This window comes from Mycobacterium sp. IDUB_9, from assembly GCF_055419505.1.
Window position 1 is genome coordinate 517,556 of the sequence record NZ_JBVAXU010000003.1, and the last position, 18,374, is coordinate 535,929.

Below are 18,374 nucleotides of genomic sequence, written 5' to 3' on the forward strand. Positions count from 1 at the left end.
CCAACGCGATCGGTATCGCTCCTAGACTTTCCTGATGTTCTGCGCCGTCCCCTCGCCATCGGCACACCACGACGGTTCACAGTGCTGATCGGCGTGGCCGCCGCGCTGCTGGCGTGTGTCGGTTATGGAACGGCCTCTGTGTTGCAGTCGTATGCCGCGGGACGTTCGGGCGCGACGGTGGCCGGCACCACGGACAGCGGCCCCACCCTGCGGTCGACCATCGGCGCGATGCTGGCACCGGTCTTCATCGCGGGAATAGCGCTCGACCTTCTCGGCTTCGTGGGCAGCCTGGTCTCGGCTCGGTTGATTCCGCTGTTCCTGTCGCAGACGATCATCAGCGCCAATCTCGTGGTGACCGCGGTGTTGAGCATCTTCGTTCTCCACGTTCGACTGCACCGGCGCGACTGGACCGCGATCGCCATTGTTCTTGTGGCGCTGTGCATCCTGGGCGCGACTGCCGGGCGTCTGGGCGACCGCGATCCGGGCGCAATGATGCACTGGGGTGTGCTGGTGGTGTCCGCGATCATCCTGGGCCTGGGCGCCGCACTGGTCGGGTTTCTCGGACGGCGTGCTGCCGTGCCTGCGGGCCTCATCGCCGGTGTCCTCTACGGGGCGATGGCGGTGGCGATACGACTCGTCGACGGTCTCGATCCCCTGAACCTCCGGGTGCTGGTCGCCGACCCGGCGACATGGGCCGTGGTGGTCGCCGGTCTCGGTGGTTTCTACCTCTTCACCGTTGCCCTGCAGGTGGGGTCGGTGAACGGCGTGGCTGCGGCATTGGTGGTGGGCGAAACCGTGGTGCCCGGCATCGTCGGCGTGGTTCTGCTGGGTGATGTTTCCCGGCCGGGATACGGCGCTCTGGTGGTCATCGCCTTCATCGCAGCCGTGGGCGGAGCCGTCGCGCTCGCGGTTTCCAGCGCCGCCGAGTACGAGCAGGCGCAGGGTTCCCGCCGGGGCGAACCGATGAAGCCGGAGGAATACGGACAGGTCCGACTGAGACGGCCGATGCCCGAACACAACCTGCCGGCCGGGGCCGTCGGGACCGTCGTGATGGACCACACCAAATATGGGCAGTCCGACCTCCCACCCGCCTATGAGGTGGAGTTCATGGATCCGCAGGGCAATACCGAAGCGGTCGTCACCGTGCTCGAGGAATTCCTCGAAGTCATCTGACGCCCGGAGTTGTCACCCCGCACCCTCGCCTGACCGAACTTGTCGGTCCCCTCCTCTTTACTGTCCTGTTCCCCGGACACAGGGTGGCAGGTTCACAGCTTGGACCCTGCCCCGCCACCCGGCCCGCCCACCTGAAAAGGAAGGTCGATCGATGCTACGCAAAATCACCGGCAAGGCCATTGCAGCTGCCGGCAACAAGCACCGAATCACTCTGGCCCTGTGCATACTTGGCACAACACTCGCGTTGGCGGGCTGCGTGTCGCCAGACCGGGTCTCGACGAACCCGACTGACACACCGAAGTGGGGCGCGGGGTTGTCGTCGTCCTCGACGCCGTCACCCGCCGCACCGTCACCCACCGCAGCCGATTTCGTCATCGGCGTCGTCGTCACCCAGCAGAAGTGCTACGGCTCGGCGGGATGCAACTACCGGTACACCATCAACCCGCAATACATCAGTGCAAAGCCATTGCCGGACAAGACGACCGTGGTCTTCAAGGTGACCGGGGGCGATCAGGATCAGGTGGGCAACTTCACCATCGACGCGGACGGAACCGCGACCTTCGACCGGGAGACCGGCATCACCGGCCCCGAAGGTGCTGACCTGCAAGCCACCGTCACTCAGATTCTGCCCGGGCGCTGAGCCACCCAGACCGATGGATCGGTCGCTGATCGAGGGGCAGCGACCGATCCGTCCAACTTTGTCCCCCGATCGGCTGATCGGGAGTTGGCCCTGGCGGTGGTCCGATCAGCGGACAGACGCCGGACGCCGATTGAACCAAGCTCGACACCATGTCGATAGCCCTGTCTCGCAATACATCTCCACCAAACGACGATCGAGAACGATCATGAGAGGAACCACCGTGCACTACGAGATGCTGGATCTGGTCACCGAACGCGCCAACGAGAAGGACTGGGATCTGATCTTTGACAGCGGACCCAACGCCGAGTACCGCACGATGGTGTGGGAACACCCGCTGCTCAGCGCAACCGGCGTGGTGACGGAGCTGGAAATCGGGTTCAGCCCCGACGGTCGCATCATCTTCTCCGAGAGGCGACGCGGCGGGGTCACCCACAAACGCGTCAAGCCCGCGAGAGCGTTCGCCTCGACTGATGTCTGCCTCGCGGCCCTGCAGATGATCTGATCCGTAGCCGCCGCCCCGAAACCGAACGATCAGCCTCCGCGACGAGAAGTTTGCTGCCATCCTGGTCAGCTATGGGCGACTTTGGGATGGTCGGCGCGTGGATCATGCTTGCTGTCGTTGTCATCGGGGCGGTGGCGCTGGCTGTCGGCAGTGTGCTGCTGGCTAGCCGGGTCATTGCCCGTGACACGCGACCAGAACACAACGGGATACTGTCGCCGTTCCTCACGGTTGTCGGACTCGTCTATGGCGCGCTTCTCGGGTTCACCGTGGTCGTCGGTTGGCAGCAATACCTTTCGGCTGAGACCAATGTGTCCAACGAAGCCTCGACGTTGGTAACCATGTATCGCCAGACCGTGGCCATGCCGCAGCCGGAACAGGCTCAGGTGCGCGAACAACTCCGCAGCTATGCAGCCGCGGTACAGGGGCCCGAGTGGGGCAAGGAGGAGTTCGGCACCATCAGCAACAATGGCCGACACGCGCTCACCGAGATGTACCGCATCGTCGGCACCGCCAAACCGGACCCCGCCGCGAGCGCGATCAACAGCCAGTTCCTCAGTCAATTGGCCGTCCTGACCTCGGACCGCAGCGCCCGGATCCTCAACTCGAGTCCGCGAATACCTCCTTTGTTGTGGGGCGCCCTGGTCTTCGGCAGCCTGGTCTTGATCAGCCTGGCCAGCTTCATGCGGCTCGAGAACAACCGCGCCCACATGGTCCTGGTGAGTTCGGTGACCGTTCTACTGGCGTTGCTGCTCTACCTGGTCTTCACGCTCGACCATCCTTATGGCGAGATCGGCGTGACCCCACATCGTTTTGCACATGCAGTGATGGTGTTCGACCTGATCGATCGCGGAACGTGACCGGTCCGCACACGCCTCACCGTTTCCGACCCGAGACCTGTTGACCGACGACGACCACGACCCAGGTGGCGAAACGGCGAGAAAAACGAGCGCCAACGAAGCCCTTGACCTATTTACGTGACGTATCGTAACGTAATCATGTGTCTTCGCTCACAGGCCCCGGACGGCCACGTGATCCACAAACCCAGCGCGACATCATGCGCGCCACCCGTGCCCTGCTGGCACGTGACGGCTATGACCAGCTGTCCATCGAGGCCGTCGCCCGCGAGGCCGGCGTCAGCCGGCCCACCATCTACCGGCGCTGGCCGTCGAAGGCCCACCTGGCCTTCGACGCTGCATTCGGCCAGCCGCCTGGCGGTGAACTCCTTTCGCTCTCAGGAGATTTCGAGTCCGACCTGCGGGGCTTCACTTCCGCGGTACTCACCTTCTGGCGTGATCCGGTGGTCGAGGCCGCCGCACTCGGCATCCTGACCGAACGTCGCCGCGACCCGGAACTACACATCAAGACCCAGCAACTGCTCGACGAGCAGACCAAGGGCGCTTTCCGCTCCCTCGTCGCCACCGGCGTGGAGCTGGGCCGGGTCCGTCCCGATGTCGACGTCGACATGGTTTACCAGGCGGTGATCGGTACCGCGTTCTTCACCGCCCATATGGAACCCGAAATCGATGTCGAAAACACCGCAGATCGATTGTGCTCCTTGCTGATCGAAGGAGCAGGACGTACCAACCCACCCAGGAAGGACCAACCATGACCGACAAGGCCGAGCTGTCCGAGGCGTTCAATGCGCTTCTCGACGAGGTGCGCAGCATCGAGCAGAAGTTGCTCACCGCCGAACCTGCACTGAGCGAACCCGATCTGCTCGACGGATATCGCCTGGCGTTCAGCGTGCTGCAGGTCAGCGTCGACGCCTACGTGCGGGGCGACCGCGACAAGCCGATGCTGATCGATGTCACCAGCCCGTATCTCAAATGGGGCGGGGACAACGCGGACGCCTTCTATCAGCTCGCCCCGCTGAACCCTGACCGCACCTTCCGCGTCACAGGCAACCGCGGTGACGCGGTGTACCTGTCGATGACCGTCTACGGCGGGCCGGGAGAGGGCCGCTACAGCGACCGCATCGTCGGCACCATCAACGATCACGACCTGGAATTCGACGAGGAAGGCAACTTCGAGTTCATCATGAGCCCGGACACCCACCCGGGCGCCTGGCTCAAATTGGAAGCCGATGCCGAATTCGCCTTGACCCGTGACTATCTGAACGATACGGCCACCGGGCGCCGGCCAGTGTGGCGGATCGAGACCCTCAATCCGCCCGCCCGGCGTTCAGACAGTGCCGCGGACCTGGCCCGCCGCTTCCGCTACGCCAAGAACTGGCTGCACGAACAGGTTTCCTTCCTGCCCACCAAGGTGGAGCCCGCCAACCAGCTGCACCCGCCGTTCCCGGTCCCCCAGAACGCCTACGGGTGGTCCGCCGGGGACGCGGCGTACGCCATGGGCGCCTACGACCTGGCGCCGGATCAGGCCCTGATCATCGAAGGCACCTCACCGGAGTGCGAGTTCTGGAACCTCTGCCTGTGGAATCCGTTCTTGCACACCTTCGACTACACCCATGAGCGGGTCACCATCAACGGCGCCCATGTCACCTACGAACCCGACGGATCCTGGCGCATCGTCATCAGCGACAAGGACCCGGGCCACCCGAACTGGGTGTCGACGGCCGGCCGGTCCAAGGGCCTCATCTGGCTGCGCTGGTTCCTGCCGGCCGAAACCCCGGCACACCCACAGTGCCGGGTCGTCGACGTGGCCGAGGTCGCGGCCCTGTGACCACCAACCTGCAACGTCCGGCGCCGATCCGGTTCGATGACCTCGCCAACCCCGTGTATCCGCCGGCCGCCCAGGCGTTCCGCGAGGGGCTGACTGCCTATGGTGCGAATCTGGAGTTGAACCCGGAAGCACTGCTGACGGCCGCGACCGAGCGGTCCGGGCTGGACGATTTCGGCGACCCCGCGTTCCGGGAGCGTCTCGATGTGCTCTGTACCGCATTTCGCGATGAGGCGAACCTTTCCGGCACCGGCGTGGCGATGGCGTTCGAACAGGTGGTGGGCCATCTGATCAATCGGTTGCGCCTGGAGGCGTTGATCACCGACCATCCCGAGATCGAGGCCATCGAGATCGAACGGCCGATCATCATCTGCGGCCTCCCCCGCACCGGGACCACGCACCTGCACAACCTGCTCGCCGCGGATCCCGCACTGCGTTACCTGCCCTACTGGGAAAGCCTAGAACCCGTGGCCGGCCCCGGCGAAGACTCACCGGCACCGCGTCAGGAGCGCTGCGCCACCGGCCTGGAACTGGTGCACTCCTCGATGCCGGAGTTCCGGCGGATGCACGACATGACCGTCGAGCATGCTCACGAGGAGATCCAGCTGCTGGCCAACGACATCTCCGGCATGCTGTTCGAAACTTCCTATTACGTACCGAGTTTCGCCGCTCACTACAAGGCGCACGATCAGGCGGCGTCCTACGCGTACGTCAAGCGCAGCCTGCAGGCGATGCAATGGCTGCGCGGCGGAAACCGCTGGGTACTCAAATCACCCCAGCACCTGGAACAGTTCCCGACCCTGGCCGCCACATTCCCGGATGCGACTTTCGTTGTCACCCATCGTGATCCAGTCGAAGTGACGCTATCGATGATGACGATGATCTGCTATGCGGCGCGGATGACGGTGGACCGTCCCGATGTGGCAAAAGTGACCGGGCACTGGCTGAACCGTGTCGACGATCTGCTCGCCGGTTGTATCCGCGATCGCGACGCGTTGCCGGCCGGGCAATCCATCGACGTCCGGTTCGACGATTTCATGGCCGACGAGCGGGCCACGCTGGCCGGCATCTACCGACTCGCCGACCAGCCGTTCGGCGACGATGTTCGCGCGGCGATGACGGACTTCCTCACCGAACATCCCCGTGGACGCTACGGGGGCGTCATCTACGACCCAGCCCCCCTTCAGCTCGATCCGGGCGCCTTGGCCGAGCGATTCCGCGCCTACCGGGAACGCTTTCTCACCGCCACGGAGGACAAGTGAATCAAACTGCACCACAGCCAATCTCGGCGGAGGCGTGGGTTGCCACCGCGCTCGGTGAGCCCACCGAGGTGCTGGAGCGCCAGACCGTGGAGGTGCGGGCGCCCGGCCCCAACGAAGTCCGGGTGGCGGTCCGCGCGTTCTGCCTGAACTTCAACGACATCGACATCATCAAGGGGCGTTACACCACGCTGCCCCTGCAGCCGCCGTTCGTGCCGGGTATGGAAGCGGTCGGTGTGGTCGAAAGCGCGGGCCTGGGCGCCGAACACTTGATCGGCCGCCGCGTGGTCGGGATCCCGGTGATGGCGTTCGGCGGGTATGCGTCCTACGCCATCGTCGACGCCGCAACGGTGCTCGATCTGCCGGAGTGGGTCAGCGACGTCGAGGGCGCCGCCCTGCACTATCCGTTCCATCTGGGCTGGTTCGCATTACGCGAACGCGGTCGCCTGAAGCCCGGCGAAACGCTGCTGGTGCACGCGGCTGCGGGCGGAACCGGATCGGGCGCCCTGGTTCTCGGAAAGGCGCTGGGCGCCAAGGTGATCGCCACCGCCGGCAGTGAAGAGAAGCTCGAGCTCTGTCGCAAACTCGGCGCCGACCATGCCATCAACTACCGCGAGAGCGACTGGGTCGAGCAGGTCATGGACCTCACCTACGGCCGGGGCGTGGACGTTGCGTTCGACGCGGTGGGCGGCAGCGTGACGACGGATACGTTCCGTTGCATGGGATTCAACGGACGTCACCTGATGGCCGGGTTCGCCGAAGACATCGCCCTGGAGGACGGTGACTACATCTCACCGCGACCCATCGCCTACGGCAACTTCGACGTGTGCGGGGTGTGTCTGGTCTATGTGACCGATCCCCTGGCCGTACGCCGCACACTAGGGTTCAACTGGCCGGCCCGCTCCGAAGGCCTCGACGCCCACGTGCAGATTCTCGAGCTGATGCGCACCGGCCGGCTACAGACCGTGGTGGGCGACAACGTGGCGTGGGATCAACTGCCGCATGCATTGGCGCGGATGGCCGCCCGCGAAACCACCGGACGATTGGTGGTGAGCACCGGGGCGCACGACTAGACGGCTACCCAATGTCGGGGCGCACAGGTTATCCCCGCAGGCTCCGGACCAATGATGTGGCGAGATCGCCCCGCCCGGCGACCGTCACGTCATCGGCCCCGAGCCACGAGGCCATCGAGCGCAACTCCCCCGCCAAGGCGCCTGCCACCCGAGAACGGTCGCGGCCGTCTTCGGTGAAAGCGCCCAACACCTGCAGCGCGGCATCGGAGCGTTTGAGATCCACCCGCGCCACCAGCTCCCCGTCGAGCAGAAACGGCCATACGTAGTAACCGAATTGGCGTTTGGGCGCGGGCACGTAGATCTCGATGCGGTAGTGAAAGTCGAACCACCGCTCCACCCGGGGCCGGAAGAAGACCAACGGGTCGAACGGGCACAGCAGGGCGGTGCCACGGTCCCGGCTCGGCACCGTCTGGCCCGCGCGCAGGTAGGCGGGGGTGCCCTCGACGTCGACGGGCTCAAGTTCGCCGTCCGCCACCAGCTTGGCGAGCGCCGGCTTGACCTGTCTGGCTCCCATCCGGAAGTAGTCGCGGATGTCGGCTTCGGTGCCGACGCCCAGCGCCGAGGCCGCGCGTAGGGCCAGCTCCCGAACCGCCTCCTCGTCGTCGACCTGTCGGGCAACGACCTCCGGTGGCAGTACGCGCTCGGTGAGGTCGTAGTGCCGGGCGAAGCCGACGCGCGTCGCCGTCGTCAGGACACCAGAGGACCACAGTGCCTCGGCCACCCACTTGGTCTCGCTGCGGTCCCACCACGGTCCTTTGCGGCCGCGCGGCTCGGACTCCAGATGTGCCTCGATCTGGCCGGCGGTCGACGGCCCGAGCTCGGCGACGGCGGCCACGATGTCCTCCGCCAGCTTGGGGTTCTTCCGGACGATCTCGGTGCCCCACCGGCCGTGGGTGTACTCGCGCATCCGCCATCGCAGCAGCGGCCAATCCTCGACCGCCATCAGCGCGGCCTCGTGCGCCCAGTACTCCACCAGAAGCCGCGGCGAACGCGCACTGTGCGACCACGCGGCCCGGTCCAGCGCATCCCGGTCATACGGACCCAGCCGACTGAACACCGGCGCGTAGTGCGCCCGCACCGCCACCGACACCGAATCCAGCTGCAGCACCTGAATCCGGGAGATCAACTTGCGCAGATGCGCGCGCGTCACCGGGCCGCGGGGCTTGGGTGCGTGAAACCCCTGTGCGGAGACGGCGACGCGGCGGGCCTGCGCGATCGTGAGGGTGGCCACTTGGCCATCGTTCCCTATGCCACCGACAAGTAGCGGAGCGGATTGGAGCGAGGTGACCGACAAGTAGCGGAGCGGATTGGAGCGAGGTGACCGACAGGTCCCCCGCCCCGGTTGGCCGATACTGGTCCGCGTGACGTTGGACTGGGATGCGTTCGAGACCGAGTTGACCCTGGCCGCGGCGGAATCGGTACGTGCGCTGGTCGCTGCGGCCGCCGCAGAGAGGCCCTATGCCGTGGCGTTCAGCGAGTTCTATGCCGAGACCACCGGCGTGATCTACCTCCCCAACCTGGCGCTGGCCACCGAGGAGTCGGTCGAGGATCCGGATTGCCGGTTCAGTCCACCGGACTGGGAGTACCAGGACTACGAGTGGGGCGAAACCGATTCGCAGTGGGGCACCCGGCTGAGCGCCGCCGTGACGGGCCTTCCCCGCGCACAGTGGGAGCAGGAGTGGGACCGGTTCGCCCTGGCGATGCTGAACATCGCCGCCGGGACCCGGATCGCTTTGGTCGCCGACGGGACCCTGCCCGACGATGCGGTCGTCTACCTCGATGACGAGGACGCCGATCTGCTGGTTCGTTCGTTGACCGGCGACGAATTGCGGCGTCACTTCCCTGAGTACCTCGCCGCAGCCGAGACAGAACGCGACCTGCTGGCCATGCCGGTCGAGCAGCGTGTGACAGCCCTCGCCGTAGCGGCGGGTCTGGCCGCCGGACCGGACAACGCACTCGGCCGTGAACGGGCGATCGAGCTTCTGCTCGATACCGGTGCGGCCGCGGTACCGGTCGCCATTGCGACGCTCGGGCACTCCGAGAACGCCTGGACCGGCGCCAAACTCCTCGCCGACCTCAACATCGCGACGCCCGAGGTGTTGGACGCATTGTGGGCTGCACTACCGCTGCGCGGCAACGCCCACGACTGGGTGGCGACGGCCCTGGGCCGCCTCGGCGCCGGGCTGGAGGTGCTGGCACACCGTGACCTACCGGCCGACAGCAGATCGGCCGCCGTCGCCGCACCGTACCGTTCGTTTCGCGATCATGGGCGCGGGCACCTGCCGCTGGACTACACGTTGCTGGCCGCCGGCCTCGCAGACCCGGCCGTCGCGGCGCTCCTGGCCGAGGACCTGAAACCGGGGCGCGGATTCTGCACGCTCGACGCCGCCGACCTCCCGGGCGTCCGGCCCGGCCTCAAGCATCCCGAGCCGCTGATCCGTCGCCACGCGGTCATCGTCATCGGTGATCTGATCGGGCCCATGGGGCCGAGCGATCTCGACAGCGACGACGTCGCGGCGCTGGAAAAGCGGATCGACGAGCTTGCCGCTGCAGACCCGGACAGCGAAGTACGCAGGCTGGCCGGTTACCGCGCTCGCACGTAGCTGGAAAATCGGTACCGAAGTCCCGCACTGCTGGTCAGCCACTCACCCGTGGTTTTGCTCCAGGAGTCGTCGAGCACCGGCGCCAACGCGTCGCCCTCGGCCGGGGCCAGGTCGATGTCGACCTCGGTCACCTCACACCTGACCGCGAACGGAAGGGCCTGCGCGTAGATCTGCGCTCCGCCGATCACCCAGCCGCGGAAGACGTCGTCGAGTCCGCTCAGCACCTCAGCACCGTCGGCGACGTACCCAGGGTTGCGGGTGATGACGACGTTGCGCCGCTCCGGCAACGGACGGACCTTGGCCGGCAGCGACTCCCACGTCAGCCGGCCCATCACCACGGTTTGTCCGAGGGTGAGTTGTTTGAACCGGGCCTGGTCTTCCGGGAGATTCCAGGGGATACCGTTGTCGCGGCCGATGATGCCCGAGGTCGACTGTGCCCAGATCATCGCCAGCGCTCGAAGATCACCGGTCATACCGCGACGGGCGCCTTGATCGCCGGGTGTGGGTCGTAGTTCAGAATCGCAATATCCTCGTACTTGTAGTCGAAAATCGAATCACGTTCAGCCAGAACAAGTTCCGGGTACGGTCTGGGTTCTCTGCCGAGCTGGGTGGCCACCTGCTCGACGTGATTGTCATAGATGTGGCAATCGCCACCGGTCCAGACGAACTCACCGACGCCCAACCCGGCCTGCGCGGCCATCATGTGGGTCAGCAGGGCATAGCTGGCAATGTTGAACGGCACTCCGAGAAACAGGTCCGCACTGCGCTGATACAGCTGGCAGGACAACTTCTCGTCGGCGACGTAGAACTGGAAGAAGGCGTGGCACGGCGGCAGTGCCATCTGCGGAATCTCGCCGACATTCCACGCCGAGACGATATTTCGGCGTGAGTCAGGGTCGCGTTTGAGCAACTCGAGGGCATTCGAGATCTGATCGATGTGCTCACCCGACGGGGTCGGCCACGACCGCCACTGCACCCCGTAGACCGGGCCGAGATCGCCTGTCTCGCTGGCCCATTCATCCCAGATTGTGACACCGTGGTCTTGCAGCCATCGCACGTTGGAATCGCCGCGCAAGAACCACAGCAACTCGTAGATCACCGATTTGGTGTGCACCTTCTTCGTGGTGATCAACGGAAAACCAGCGGCCAGGTCGTAACGCAGCTGATGCCCGAACAGGCTGCGGGTGCCGGTACCGGTGCGATCGGATTTCGACACCCCCTGCTCGGTCACCTTCCGCAGCAGGTCCTCGTAGGGCGTCTGGATCAGCACACAGTCAGCTTACGTGCCGGCCCAGGGAGTAAAACGGTAGCCATGCCGACCACCACAGACACAATCACCACATCTGATGGCACCTGCCCCGTCACCGTCGCCACGCCGGCGGGCGACGGCCCCTGGCCCGGTGTCGTGCTTTTCCCCGACGCCGGCGGCCTGCGCCCCACCATGGAACAGATGGCGGACAAGCTGGCCGGATTCGGTTACGTCGTACTGGTACCCGACGTCTATTACCGCACTCCGGGCTGGGGCCCGTTCGACCTCAACACCGTGTTCACCGATCAGGAGCAGCGCAAGCAGCTCTTCGAGCTGATGGGCACGCTCACCCCCGAGATCATCGCCTCTGACGCCGAGGCGTTCTTCGATTACCTCGCCGCCCGGGACGATGTCGACGGTGAGACATTCGGCACCACCGGTTACTGCATGGGCGGGCGGGCGTCTCTGATCGTCGCAACCCGCGTCCCGAAGCGGGTCGCGGCCGCATTGTCCTTCCACGGCGGCAGACTCGCCGTCGAAGACGATCCGGACAGCCCGCACCTGCTGGCCGACAAGATCCAGGCGGTGGTCTATGTGGGCGCCGCCGAGAACGACGCCTCGTTCACCGAGGACGACAGCAAGAGGTTGGAGGACGCGCTGGCCGGCGCCGCCGTCGAGCACACCATCGAGTTCTACCCCGCTGCGCACGGTTTCGCGGTGCCCGATCATGCGGCGGTATACGACGAGGCAGCCGCGAAACGGCATTGGGAGAACACCGAGCGGGTGTTCGGGGCCGCTTTTGCCCCGGTGTAGGCCGTGAGCGACGATTGACGGCGTGTACGACCAGCCTTTCTCCGACGAGTCCCATTCCAGCGAACCCGGGTTCCGCATCGACCCGGTACTGGCCCGGAGCTGGTTGCTGGTCAATGGCGCGCAGTACGAGCGCTTCGCGCCCGCAGCCCGCTCCCGCGCCGACATCGTCGTTCTCGACATCGAGGATGCGGTGGCACCCAAGGACAAGGTCGCCGCGCGCGAAAAGGTGACCCGCTGGCTGGCCGACGGCAACAGTGACTGGGTCCGGATCAACGGCTTCGGCACCCCGTGGTGGGCCGACGACCTGGAGATGCTGGCCGGCACCTCGGTGGGCGGCGTCATGCTCGCCATGGTCGAGTCGGTGGACCACGTCACCGAGACCGCCCGACGGCTGCCCAACGTGCCGATTGTCGCTCTGGTCGAGACTGCCCGTGGCCTCGAGCGGATCACCGAGATCGCGTCCGCGAAGGGCGCGTTCCGACTTGCTTTCGGCATCGGCGACTTCCGGCGCGACACCGGCTTCGGCGACAGCCCGGCGACGCTGGCGTATGCGCGGTCGCGGTTCACCATCGCCGCCAAGGCCGCTGGACTGCCGGGGGCCATCGACGGACCCACGGTGGGATCCAGCGCGTTGCGATTGTCAGAGGCCACCGCAGTCTCGGCCGAGTTCGGCATGACCGGGAAGATCTGCCTGACGCCCGACCAGTGCGCGACGGTCAACGAAGGCTTGGCGCCCTCTCAGGACGAGATCAGCTGGGCCAAGGAGTTTTTCGCCGAATTCCAGCGCGATGGCGGGGAGATCCGCAACGGGTCAGACCTGCCCCGCATCGCCCGGGCCAACAAGATCCTCGATTTGGCGCGGGCGTACGGCATCCACGAGCCGGAGTACAGCGACGACCCGGATCACGTGCCGGCCCCGTCCGACACCTACCACTACTGACGCCGGCTCAGGCCTGCGGTTTGTCGTCGTTGCGGTGCATGAAGCTGTTGACGGCGCGGGCGATACCGCGGCCAGCGTAGATGCCCGCGGCCACCGAGACCACGATCATCAACACGAAGGTCAACGTCCAGTTGGGCCGGCTGTGGCTGACGTTCCACCAGATGAACGTGAACAGCAACGCGCAGACGAACACCAGAATGTCGCGCCAATTTCCCCGATATGACAACGCGGCTTCACGGAGCTCACGGGTCCGTTCACCGGCATCGATCAATTCGTCGATCCGACGGTCGATGCTGGCCTGCATTCTGGCGCGCCGATCGACCTGGTCCTCCGGAATGCGGGCCAGCAGATCGAGATCCTTGGTGATCAAACCGCGTACGTCTGGTGGTTTGAGGTTGCCTGCAGCCGCTCCCAACAGGGCACCACCGGCAATGGGCGCCGCCCCCAGCGCAAGTTCGGCAATTCCTGGCATTACGTCCCTCCATCACTCCATCAGCGTTGCGGCCAGGGTCCCACCCAGCTCGTAGGCCCGTTCCCGGATCCCGGCATCGACTGCGCCCACAACTTCGAGCACGTCCGCTGCCTTGACCAACGCCAGTCCCGTCACGATCTTGTCGACCGCATTCGCCGCACCCACGGTGTCGTTGTTGCCATGCACCCACAGTCCGTAGGGACGCCCGGCCACATGGTCGAGGCTCGGGTAGTACACCGTATCGAAAAAGTTGCATCTTGGTCATAAACCCGCTTACTCAGGGGCACTAATCCGGAGGTCTAACATGCAAGCCCGCCTGCAGGATTCGCGTCTCCAGACTCAATAGCTCGGTCCGGCGGTTTAATAGACTTGTCTCCAAACCAGATATAGCGATGACAAGATCGAACAGCACTTCGTCGATGTCATAGCCGCCGTTGGCACCTTCCGCCATGACCTCCTGTCACGACTCAATCAATTCGGACGTGACGGGCTGCCGGTCTGGATCAGGATCAAGCTGCAGAACCATTTCGAGCATCGAGGTTCTCCTTCGTTCGTCGGTCCGCTCTCGCTCTGTTCACGTCGTCCTGTTATGCGTTCGCAGTTCGGCAGTTCACCGCCCGGCATTGGCCGTTTATCCGGCGACCCGCCGTTTGAGGGCTTGGCCGCACTGCTCACAGTTGAAGCTCAGCAGTGACCGCGGCACCTTCTGTTTGTGCTCGCAAACGAAACACTTCACGGTCGAATGCTCGGAGATGGGAGCATCGGCGAGTTGCCGCTGGGCATTCGCTGCCGCACCCGACGGAATGTGTCCACCGGACGCCACTTTGTTCGACTTGGTCCGGTTGCACTTCCAACACAGGGTCTGCAAATTCTCCGGCGTCGACAAGCCACCCCTTGAGATCGGGACGATGTGATCAACCTCAAGAAGTAGGTGGGGCTCCGCCGAAAGCGATACTGAGCAGTATCGGCAGGTGTGGTTGTCGCGTGCCTTGATGGAACTGCGAAGCCTGGACGTCATCAGAGCGCGCTGACCAGCAGCACTCTTTCGCCAACGGATCTTCTGCGAAAGAGTCTCAACCAGCGCGTCGGTCGTCGGCGTGTCCAGCGTGACGGTTGCACGTTGTGAGCTGTTCCCACCAGCACTCACGTACTCGAATATGTATACCGGGTAGGGAACAGTGATTGGCGACAGCTCTACCCCGACGTGCTCCATGAGCTCTGCCGTGTAGTGCTTCAAGATGAACGCGGGTGGATTGATCGACTGGGTGATGCTCACCTCGCGCTGTTGGAGGTTGTCGACAGCATCTTGGAGCCGGGCGATATCGTCGCCGAGATTCTCAACTTCGGCTAGATGCGCCTCGTCCGCCTTGATGTTGAAGTACTTCATCACGTACTTGAGGGGGTCGGCGCTGGCGTTTCGCACCACTTGTAACGAGCAGTTATGTACGTTCGGCGCGTGGTAGCTCGCCACGTTCCGATCTCGGCGATAGTTCCAGTTGCTCGTGTTCTGGAACGAGGCCAAGTGCGCCTGCAAGCCTGTGTGCGACCCGCCTAGCTCGAATGTTCCACGGTTACGGATTTCGGCGATGTATCGGGCTAATTCGTTGTGCTCGGCAACGAACGATGCGATCCGGTTCTTGTGGGCGAGGAACTCTTCGCTGGCGAAGTACCGCTCTTTGAGTATGTATCGGCCGATCCGGTACGTGCCCCAACCAACGAGGGCGAGCATGCCGACAACAAATAAACCTTCCACGCGGTTCACCCCCCGTGCCAGACACTCAGCGACCGGAATCTAGCAGAGCGCAACACAGTTGGTCACTGCTTTCGGCAAGTCGCCCACCGATTCTCTCACCCCTCCATCAGTCTGGCCGCGACCGTTGCACCGAGGTTCCAGCACGACTCAAGGTCAACCTTCGTCGGCTTACCTGACACGATGACCGTATCCGCAGCGCGCGCCCACGCGAGCCCTGCGATGATGCCATCGAGCGCGCGTACAGCACCCTCAGTGCCCTCGTTGCCGTGCAGCCAAACCCCGTAAACCCTCCCCCGTGTCGCATCGAGGCACGGGTAGTACAGCTGGTCGAAAGCGTGCTTCACAGCGCCACTGAGATAGCCGAGATTGACTGGGCTTCCGATCAGATACCCGTCAGCTTCCAGCGCGTCCGTTGGTGAAACAGTCAGCGCCGGTCGGCGTACAACGTCGACACCGTCGATCTCAGGGTCGGTAGCACCCGACACCACCGCCTCGAGCATCTCCTGGCAGTACGGCGACGGTGTGTGATGGATGATCAGCAGACGCGGCATGAGGCGATCCTCCTGTTGGTCAACTTACGGAATCAGCTAGCCGGTCTGGAATACCAACGGGAGACGGCCCATTCAGGACCTTCGCCTTCATTCCATCGGCTCGGTGCAAGCACGGCCTCCATGAACGTAGCTGCCGACGCCGGGTCGTGGTCTACCCAGTGCGGAACCTCGATTGATGCCGCGATGCTGGCCTCGGGTTGTTCGTAGCAGAACTGATTCGATGCAGCGACAACTTCGAAGTTGACCTCTCCCGCTTCTGCTTGGCTGAGCTGATGCGGCCGTTTGAGCTCGATGTCGTTGGCGGTGAGCACGAGCAGCCGGTGCGGACCGATCGGAAAGAGCACGATCGGCGAAGTGGCCCAACCCGCTGTTTTCCACCGTGGCCGCACGGACCCGCCGAGATAGACGATCGGTTCGTCACAGGTCAGCAGCGGCGAAGCGCTCGAAATCAACCACCACGTTCGCTGGGATGTGAAGTACGGGACCGCCTGGTTCCTCCATACTCCGATGGCGCTTTCGAGGGCACGTGGCTTAGGTTCGGCGCTGATGAGTGGCCGATCGAGAAATTGCTGCAGAATTTGGTCGTGAAGTCGCGGCGAGTACGGAATTCCGTACAAGCGGCACACGAATGGCAGCAAGGGCTCAAGACTCTCTCTACGCCCGAAGCGGTTGAGCGCGTCCTCGATTCGCAACTCCCGCTGATGCTGTCGCAGCGACCTCTGATCTTGAAGAGCGACGAAGACTGCCATGTCGGCAATGAGCTCCCGATCTCTCATACGCCCGTCGGGCAGGTCGTCGAGTGCCGACATCCACGCTGTCGCCTCGTTCTCGATACGCGACATGTGCTTTTCGAACCAGAGTCCAGGAAACTCTGCGTCCAAGTCTTCAGCTGAGATCGTGTAGAGGTTGTTTCGTCGGGCGATCTCTTTAGGTGGCTGCAGGTGGCTGTCGCCGGTGGTCGGGTTGGTCAATCGAACCCTGCCGTCAGCCCCGGCCCACCGCCGGAGGTACGTCTGCGGCACGTGATGGTGACGCTTGCCGACACGCGCATGTGCGGCTTGCCGTTTCGACTCCTCAATCGATACGTCAGCAGTCCATCGGTGCCGCATCACCCCTGGGCCGATCTAGTAATAGAGTTCGTTGCACAAAAGTGCTTGAGCGCACCGCTCATGTAGCCGAAATTGGCTGTGGTTCCGAACAAACAGCCGTCGGCGGCCAGCATGTCCGGGACAGTCGCAGCTAACGCCGGCTTGAGTTCGACTGTGACCCCTGAGATGTCCGGATCGTTTGCCCCGGCCAGCACCGCTTCCAGGAGTTCTCGCGTTGCCGGCGACGGCGTGTGATGCACCACCAGCAGCGTCTTGGTCATGACGCCTGCTGTTCCTGCATCCGCACCGCCGTGCGCATGGTCTCGCGCGCGCGGCCCCGATCACCGGCGAAGTCGTAGGCACGCGCCAGCCGGTACCAGCGAACCCAATTGTCGGGATCGGCTTCCAATTCGGCCTTCACCGTCCCGAACAGTTCATCGGCGGCGTCCCGTTCGATACGACCGGACGGCCGCGTCGGCAGCTCGCTGACGTCCAGTTCCATGCCCTGTTCACGGGCGAGGCGGGCCAACCGTTGATGCGCCAGCCCGGCCCGCAGCGTGGTGACCAGTACCCAGATGCCGATCAGCGGGAATACCAGCAGCGCCAGGCCCAGTCCGATCGCGGCCGGCTCACCCGAGGTGATGAAGATCCACGCGGTACGTCCGAGCATCAGGAAGTAGGCGATCAGCGCCAGGCACATGAAGCCGATCACCAGTTGGATGCGCAGCGACCGCGCGCCGTCGTTCACGACAGGTCGAGCAGCGGTTCAATGCCGATGGTCAGGCCGGGCCGCTCGGCGATCTTGCGCACGGCCAGCAGCACGCCCGGCACGAACGATGACCGGTCCAGGCTGTCGTGCCGGATCGTCAGCGTCTCCCCCTGCGTTCCGAACAACACCTCTTGATGGGCGACCAGCCCGGCTACCCGCACTGAGTGCACCGGCACGCCGTCCACATCGGCACCGCGGGCTCCCTCCAGGCCGGTGCTGGTGGCGTCCGGGTTGGGCGGCATGCCTTTCCGCGCCTCGGCGATGAGCTTCGCTGTGCGAGCGGCCGTGCCGGACGGCGCGTCGGCCTTGTGGGGGTGGTGCAGTTCGATGATCTCGACGGACTCGAAATAGCGAGCCGCCTGCTGGGCGAAGTGCATGGACAGCACGGCGCCGATGGCGAAGTTCGGCGCGATCAGCACAGCGGCTTCGGGCTTCGCCTTGAGCCAGGCCTCCACCTGTTCGATGCGGTCCCAGGTGAATCCGGTGGTACCGACGACGGCGTGAATACCGTTGTCGATGAGGAACTTCAGGTTGTCCATCACCACGTCGGGATGAGTGAAGTCGATGACGACGTCGGTCTTGGTGTCGGTGAGCAAGGTCAGCGGATCACCCACATCGACCCCCGTCGAAAATGTCAGGTCTTCCGCGGATTCGACCGCATGCACCATGGTCGCGCCGACTTTGCCCTTAGCTCCGAGAACACCAACTCGCATGGTTGGGAGCCTACTGCCCGCGGTTGTGCGGGTATTCGGGCCGGTGCAAGGAAAACATTGGTCTCGTTTGTCACTACAGCCCCAAATCACGCAAACG

19 protein-coding genes and 4 pseudogenes are annotated in these 18,374 nt (G+C 64.5%); 12 read left to right on the forward strand and 11 right to left on the reverse strand.

Translation table 11 applies throughout. The features are described 5' to 3' along the window. Positions 1–81: 81 nt before the first annotated feature. The 9 genes and pseudogenes from ACZY08_RS16890 to ACZY08_RS16930 all read left to right on the forward strand — a co-directional run. Positions 82–936 (forward strand): annotated as a pseudogene (locus tag ACZY08_RS16890) (hypothetical protein); the annotation flags it as partial. Positions 937–963: 27 nt separating this feature from the next. Further along, positions 964–1,173 (forward strand): DUF4926 domain-containing protein, encoded by a 210-nt coding sequence (locus ACZY08_RS16895; protein WP_463745968.1) that lies wholly within the window; start codon positions 964–966, stop codon positions 1,171–1,173. 151 nt (positions 1,174–1,324) lie between these two features. Further along, positions 1,325–1,813, forward strand: a complete 489-nt coding sequence (locus ACZY08_RS16900) for a hypothetical protein (RefSeq protein WP_463745524.1) — start codon at positions 1,325–1,327, stop codon at positions 1,811–1,813. Between the two features lie 205 nt (positions 1,814–2,018). Then, on the forward strand, positions 2,019–2,315 hold the full coding sequence (locus tag ACZY08_RS16905; RefSeq protein WP_463745523.1) for a hypothetical protein: 297 nt from the start codon (positions 2,019–2,021) through the stop codon (positions 2,313–2,315). A 71-nt stretch (positions 2,316–2,386) separates the two neighbouring features. Further along, positions 2,387–3,172, forward strand: coding sequence for a bestrophin-like domain (locus ACZY08_RS16910; RefSeq protein ID WP_463745522.1), 786 nt, complete (start codon positions 2,387–2,389; stop codon positions 3,170–3,172). A 140-nt stretch (positions 3,173–3,312) separates the two neighbouring features. Next, positions 3,313–3,924, forward strand: coding sequence for a TetR/AcrR family transcriptional regulator (locus ACZY08_RS16915; RefSeq protein ID WP_463745521.1), 612 nt, complete (start codon positions 3,313–3,315; stop codon positions 3,922–3,924). Continuing rightward, positions 3,921–4,997, forward strand: coding sequence for a DUF1214 domain-containing protein (locus ACZY08_RS16920; protein WP_463745520.1), 1,077 nt, complete (start codon positions 3,921–3,923; stop codon positions 4,995–4,997). Before ACZY08_RS16915 ends, ACZY08_RS16920 begins: the two co-directional genes overlap by 4 nt. Then, a complete protein-coding gene (locus ACZY08_RS16925) occupies positions 4,994–6,256 on the forward strand; it encodes a sulfotransferase family protein (protein WP_463745519.1) in 1,263 nt (420 codons plus the stop codon). Before ACZY08_RS16920 ends, ACZY08_RS16925 begins: the two co-directional genes overlap by 4 nt. Beyond that, positions 6,253–7,326, forward strand: coding sequence for a zinc-binding dehydrogenase (locus ACZY08_RS16930; RefSeq protein WP_463745518.1), 1,074 nt, complete (start codon positions 6,253–6,255; stop codon positions 7,324–7,326). The genes ACZY08_RS16925 and ACZY08_RS16930 overlap by 4 nt, the downstream gene beginning before the upstream one ends. Positions 7,327–7,354: 28 nt before the next feature. Here ACZY08_RS16930 and ACZY08_RS16935 read toward each other — a convergent pair whose 3' ends face one another. Beyond that, on the reverse strand, positions 7,355–8,557 hold the full coding sequence (locus ACZY08_RS16935) for a winged helix-turn-helix domain-containing protein (protein ID WP_463745517.1): 1,203 nt from the start codon (positions 8,555–8,557) through the stop codon (positions 7,355–7,357). A 130-nt stretch (positions 8,558–8,687) separates the two neighbouring features. Between ACZY08_RS16935 and ACZY08_RS16940 the strand changes: the two genes are divergently transcribed. Beyond that, positions 8,688–9,929, forward strand: coding sequence for a hypothetical protein (locus ACZY08_RS16940; RefSeq protein ID WP_463745516.1), 1,242 nt, complete (start codon positions 8,688–8,690; stop codon positions 9,927–9,929). Here ACZY08_RS16940 and ACZY08_RS16945 read toward each other — a convergent pair. Together ACZY08_RS16945 and ACZY08_RS16950 are read right to left on the reverse strand one after the other, a co-directional pair. Next, positions 9,911–10,402: a dihydrofolate reductase gene (locus ACZY08_RS16945; RefSeq protein WP_463745515.1), complete on the reverse strand. Its 492-nt coding sequence runs from the start codon at positions 10,400–10,402 to the stop codon at positions 9,911–9,913. The genes ACZY08_RS16940 and ACZY08_RS16945 overlap by 19 nt on opposite strands. Next, positions 10,399–11,199, reverse strand: coding sequence for a thymidylate synthase (locus tag ACZY08_RS16950; protein ID WP_463745514.1), 801 nt, complete (start codon positions 11,197–11,199; stop codon positions 10,399–10,401). The genes ACZY08_RS16945 and ACZY08_RS16950 overlap by 4 nt, the downstream gene beginning before the upstream one ends. A 42-nt stretch (positions 11,200–11,241) precedes the next feature. On the opposite strand from ACZY08_RS16950, the gene ACZY08_RS16955 reads away from it, so the two are divergent. Further along, positions 11,242–11,991: a dienelactone hydrolase family protein gene (locus ACZY08_RS16955; protein WP_463745513.1), complete on the forward strand. Its 750-nt coding sequence runs from the start codon at positions 11,242–11,244 to the stop codon at positions 11,989–11,991. Positions 11,992–12,013: 22 nt separating this feature from the next. Continuing rightward, on the forward strand, positions 12,014–12,931 hold the full coding sequence (locus tag ACZY08_RS16960) for an HpcH/HpaI aldolase/citrate lyase family protein (RefSeq protein WP_463745512.1): 918 nt from the start codon (positions 12,014–12,016) through the stop codon (positions 12,929–12,931). A gap of 7 nt (positions 12,932–12,938) precedes the next feature. Here the strand turns inward: ACZY08_RS16960 and ACZY08_RS16965 are convergent, their stop codons facing one another. The 8 genes and pseudogenes from ACZY08_RS16965 to dapB form a co-directional block, all read right to left on the reverse strand. Beyond that, positions 12,939–13,403: a hypothetical protein gene (locus ACZY08_RS16965; protein WP_463745511.1), complete on the reverse strand. Its 465-nt coding sequence runs from the start codon at positions 13,401–13,403 to the stop codon at positions 12,939–12,941. Between the two features lie 12 nt (positions 13,404–13,415). After that, positions 13,416–13,655, reverse strand: a pseudogene (locus tag ACZY08_RS16970) (flavodoxin); the annotation flags it as partial. A gap of 562 nt (positions 13,656–14,217) precedes the next feature. Further along, positions 14,218–15,132 (reverse strand): annotated as a pseudogene (locus ACZY08_RS16975) (HNH endonuclease); the annotation flags it as partial. A 119-nt stretch (positions 15,133–15,251) separates the two neighbouring features. Continuing rightward, positions 15,252–15,707 carry a flavodoxin family protein gene (locus ACZY08_RS16980; RefSeq protein WP_463745510.1) on the reverse strand — a complete coding sequence of 152 codons (456 nt, stop codon included), beginning with the start codon at positions 15,705–15,707 and terminating at the stop codon, positions 15,252–15,254. Between the two features lie 32 nt (positions 15,708–15,739). Next, complete coding sequence (locus ACZY08_RS16985; protein ID WP_463745509.1) at positions 15,740–16,816, reverse strand: DUF4238 domain-containing protein; 1,077 nt, start codon at positions 16,814–16,816, stop codon at positions 15,740–15,742. A gap of 29 nt (positions 16,817–16,845) precedes the next feature. Beyond that, a pseudogene (locus ACZY08_RS16990) lies at positions 16,846–17,076 on the reverse strand (flavodoxin family protein); the annotation flags it as partial. Continuing rightward, on the reverse strand, positions 17,073–17,543 hold the full coding sequence (locus tag ACZY08_RS16995; RefSeq protein ID WP_463745508.1) for a hypothetical protein: 471 nt from the start codon (positions 17,541–17,543) through the stop codon (positions 17,073–17,075). The gene ACZY08_RS16995 and the pseudogene ACZY08_RS16990, both read right to left, overlap by 4 nt. Further along, positions 17,540–18,277: a 4-hydroxy-tetrahydrodipicolinate reductase gene (gene dapB / locus ACZY08_RS17000; protein WP_463745507.1), complete on the reverse strand. Its 738-nt coding sequence runs from the start codon at positions 18,275–18,277 to the stop codon at positions 17,540–17,542. Before dapB ends, ACZY08_RS16995 begins: the two co-directional genes overlap by 4 nt. Positions 18,278–18,374: the final 97 nt, after the last annotated feature.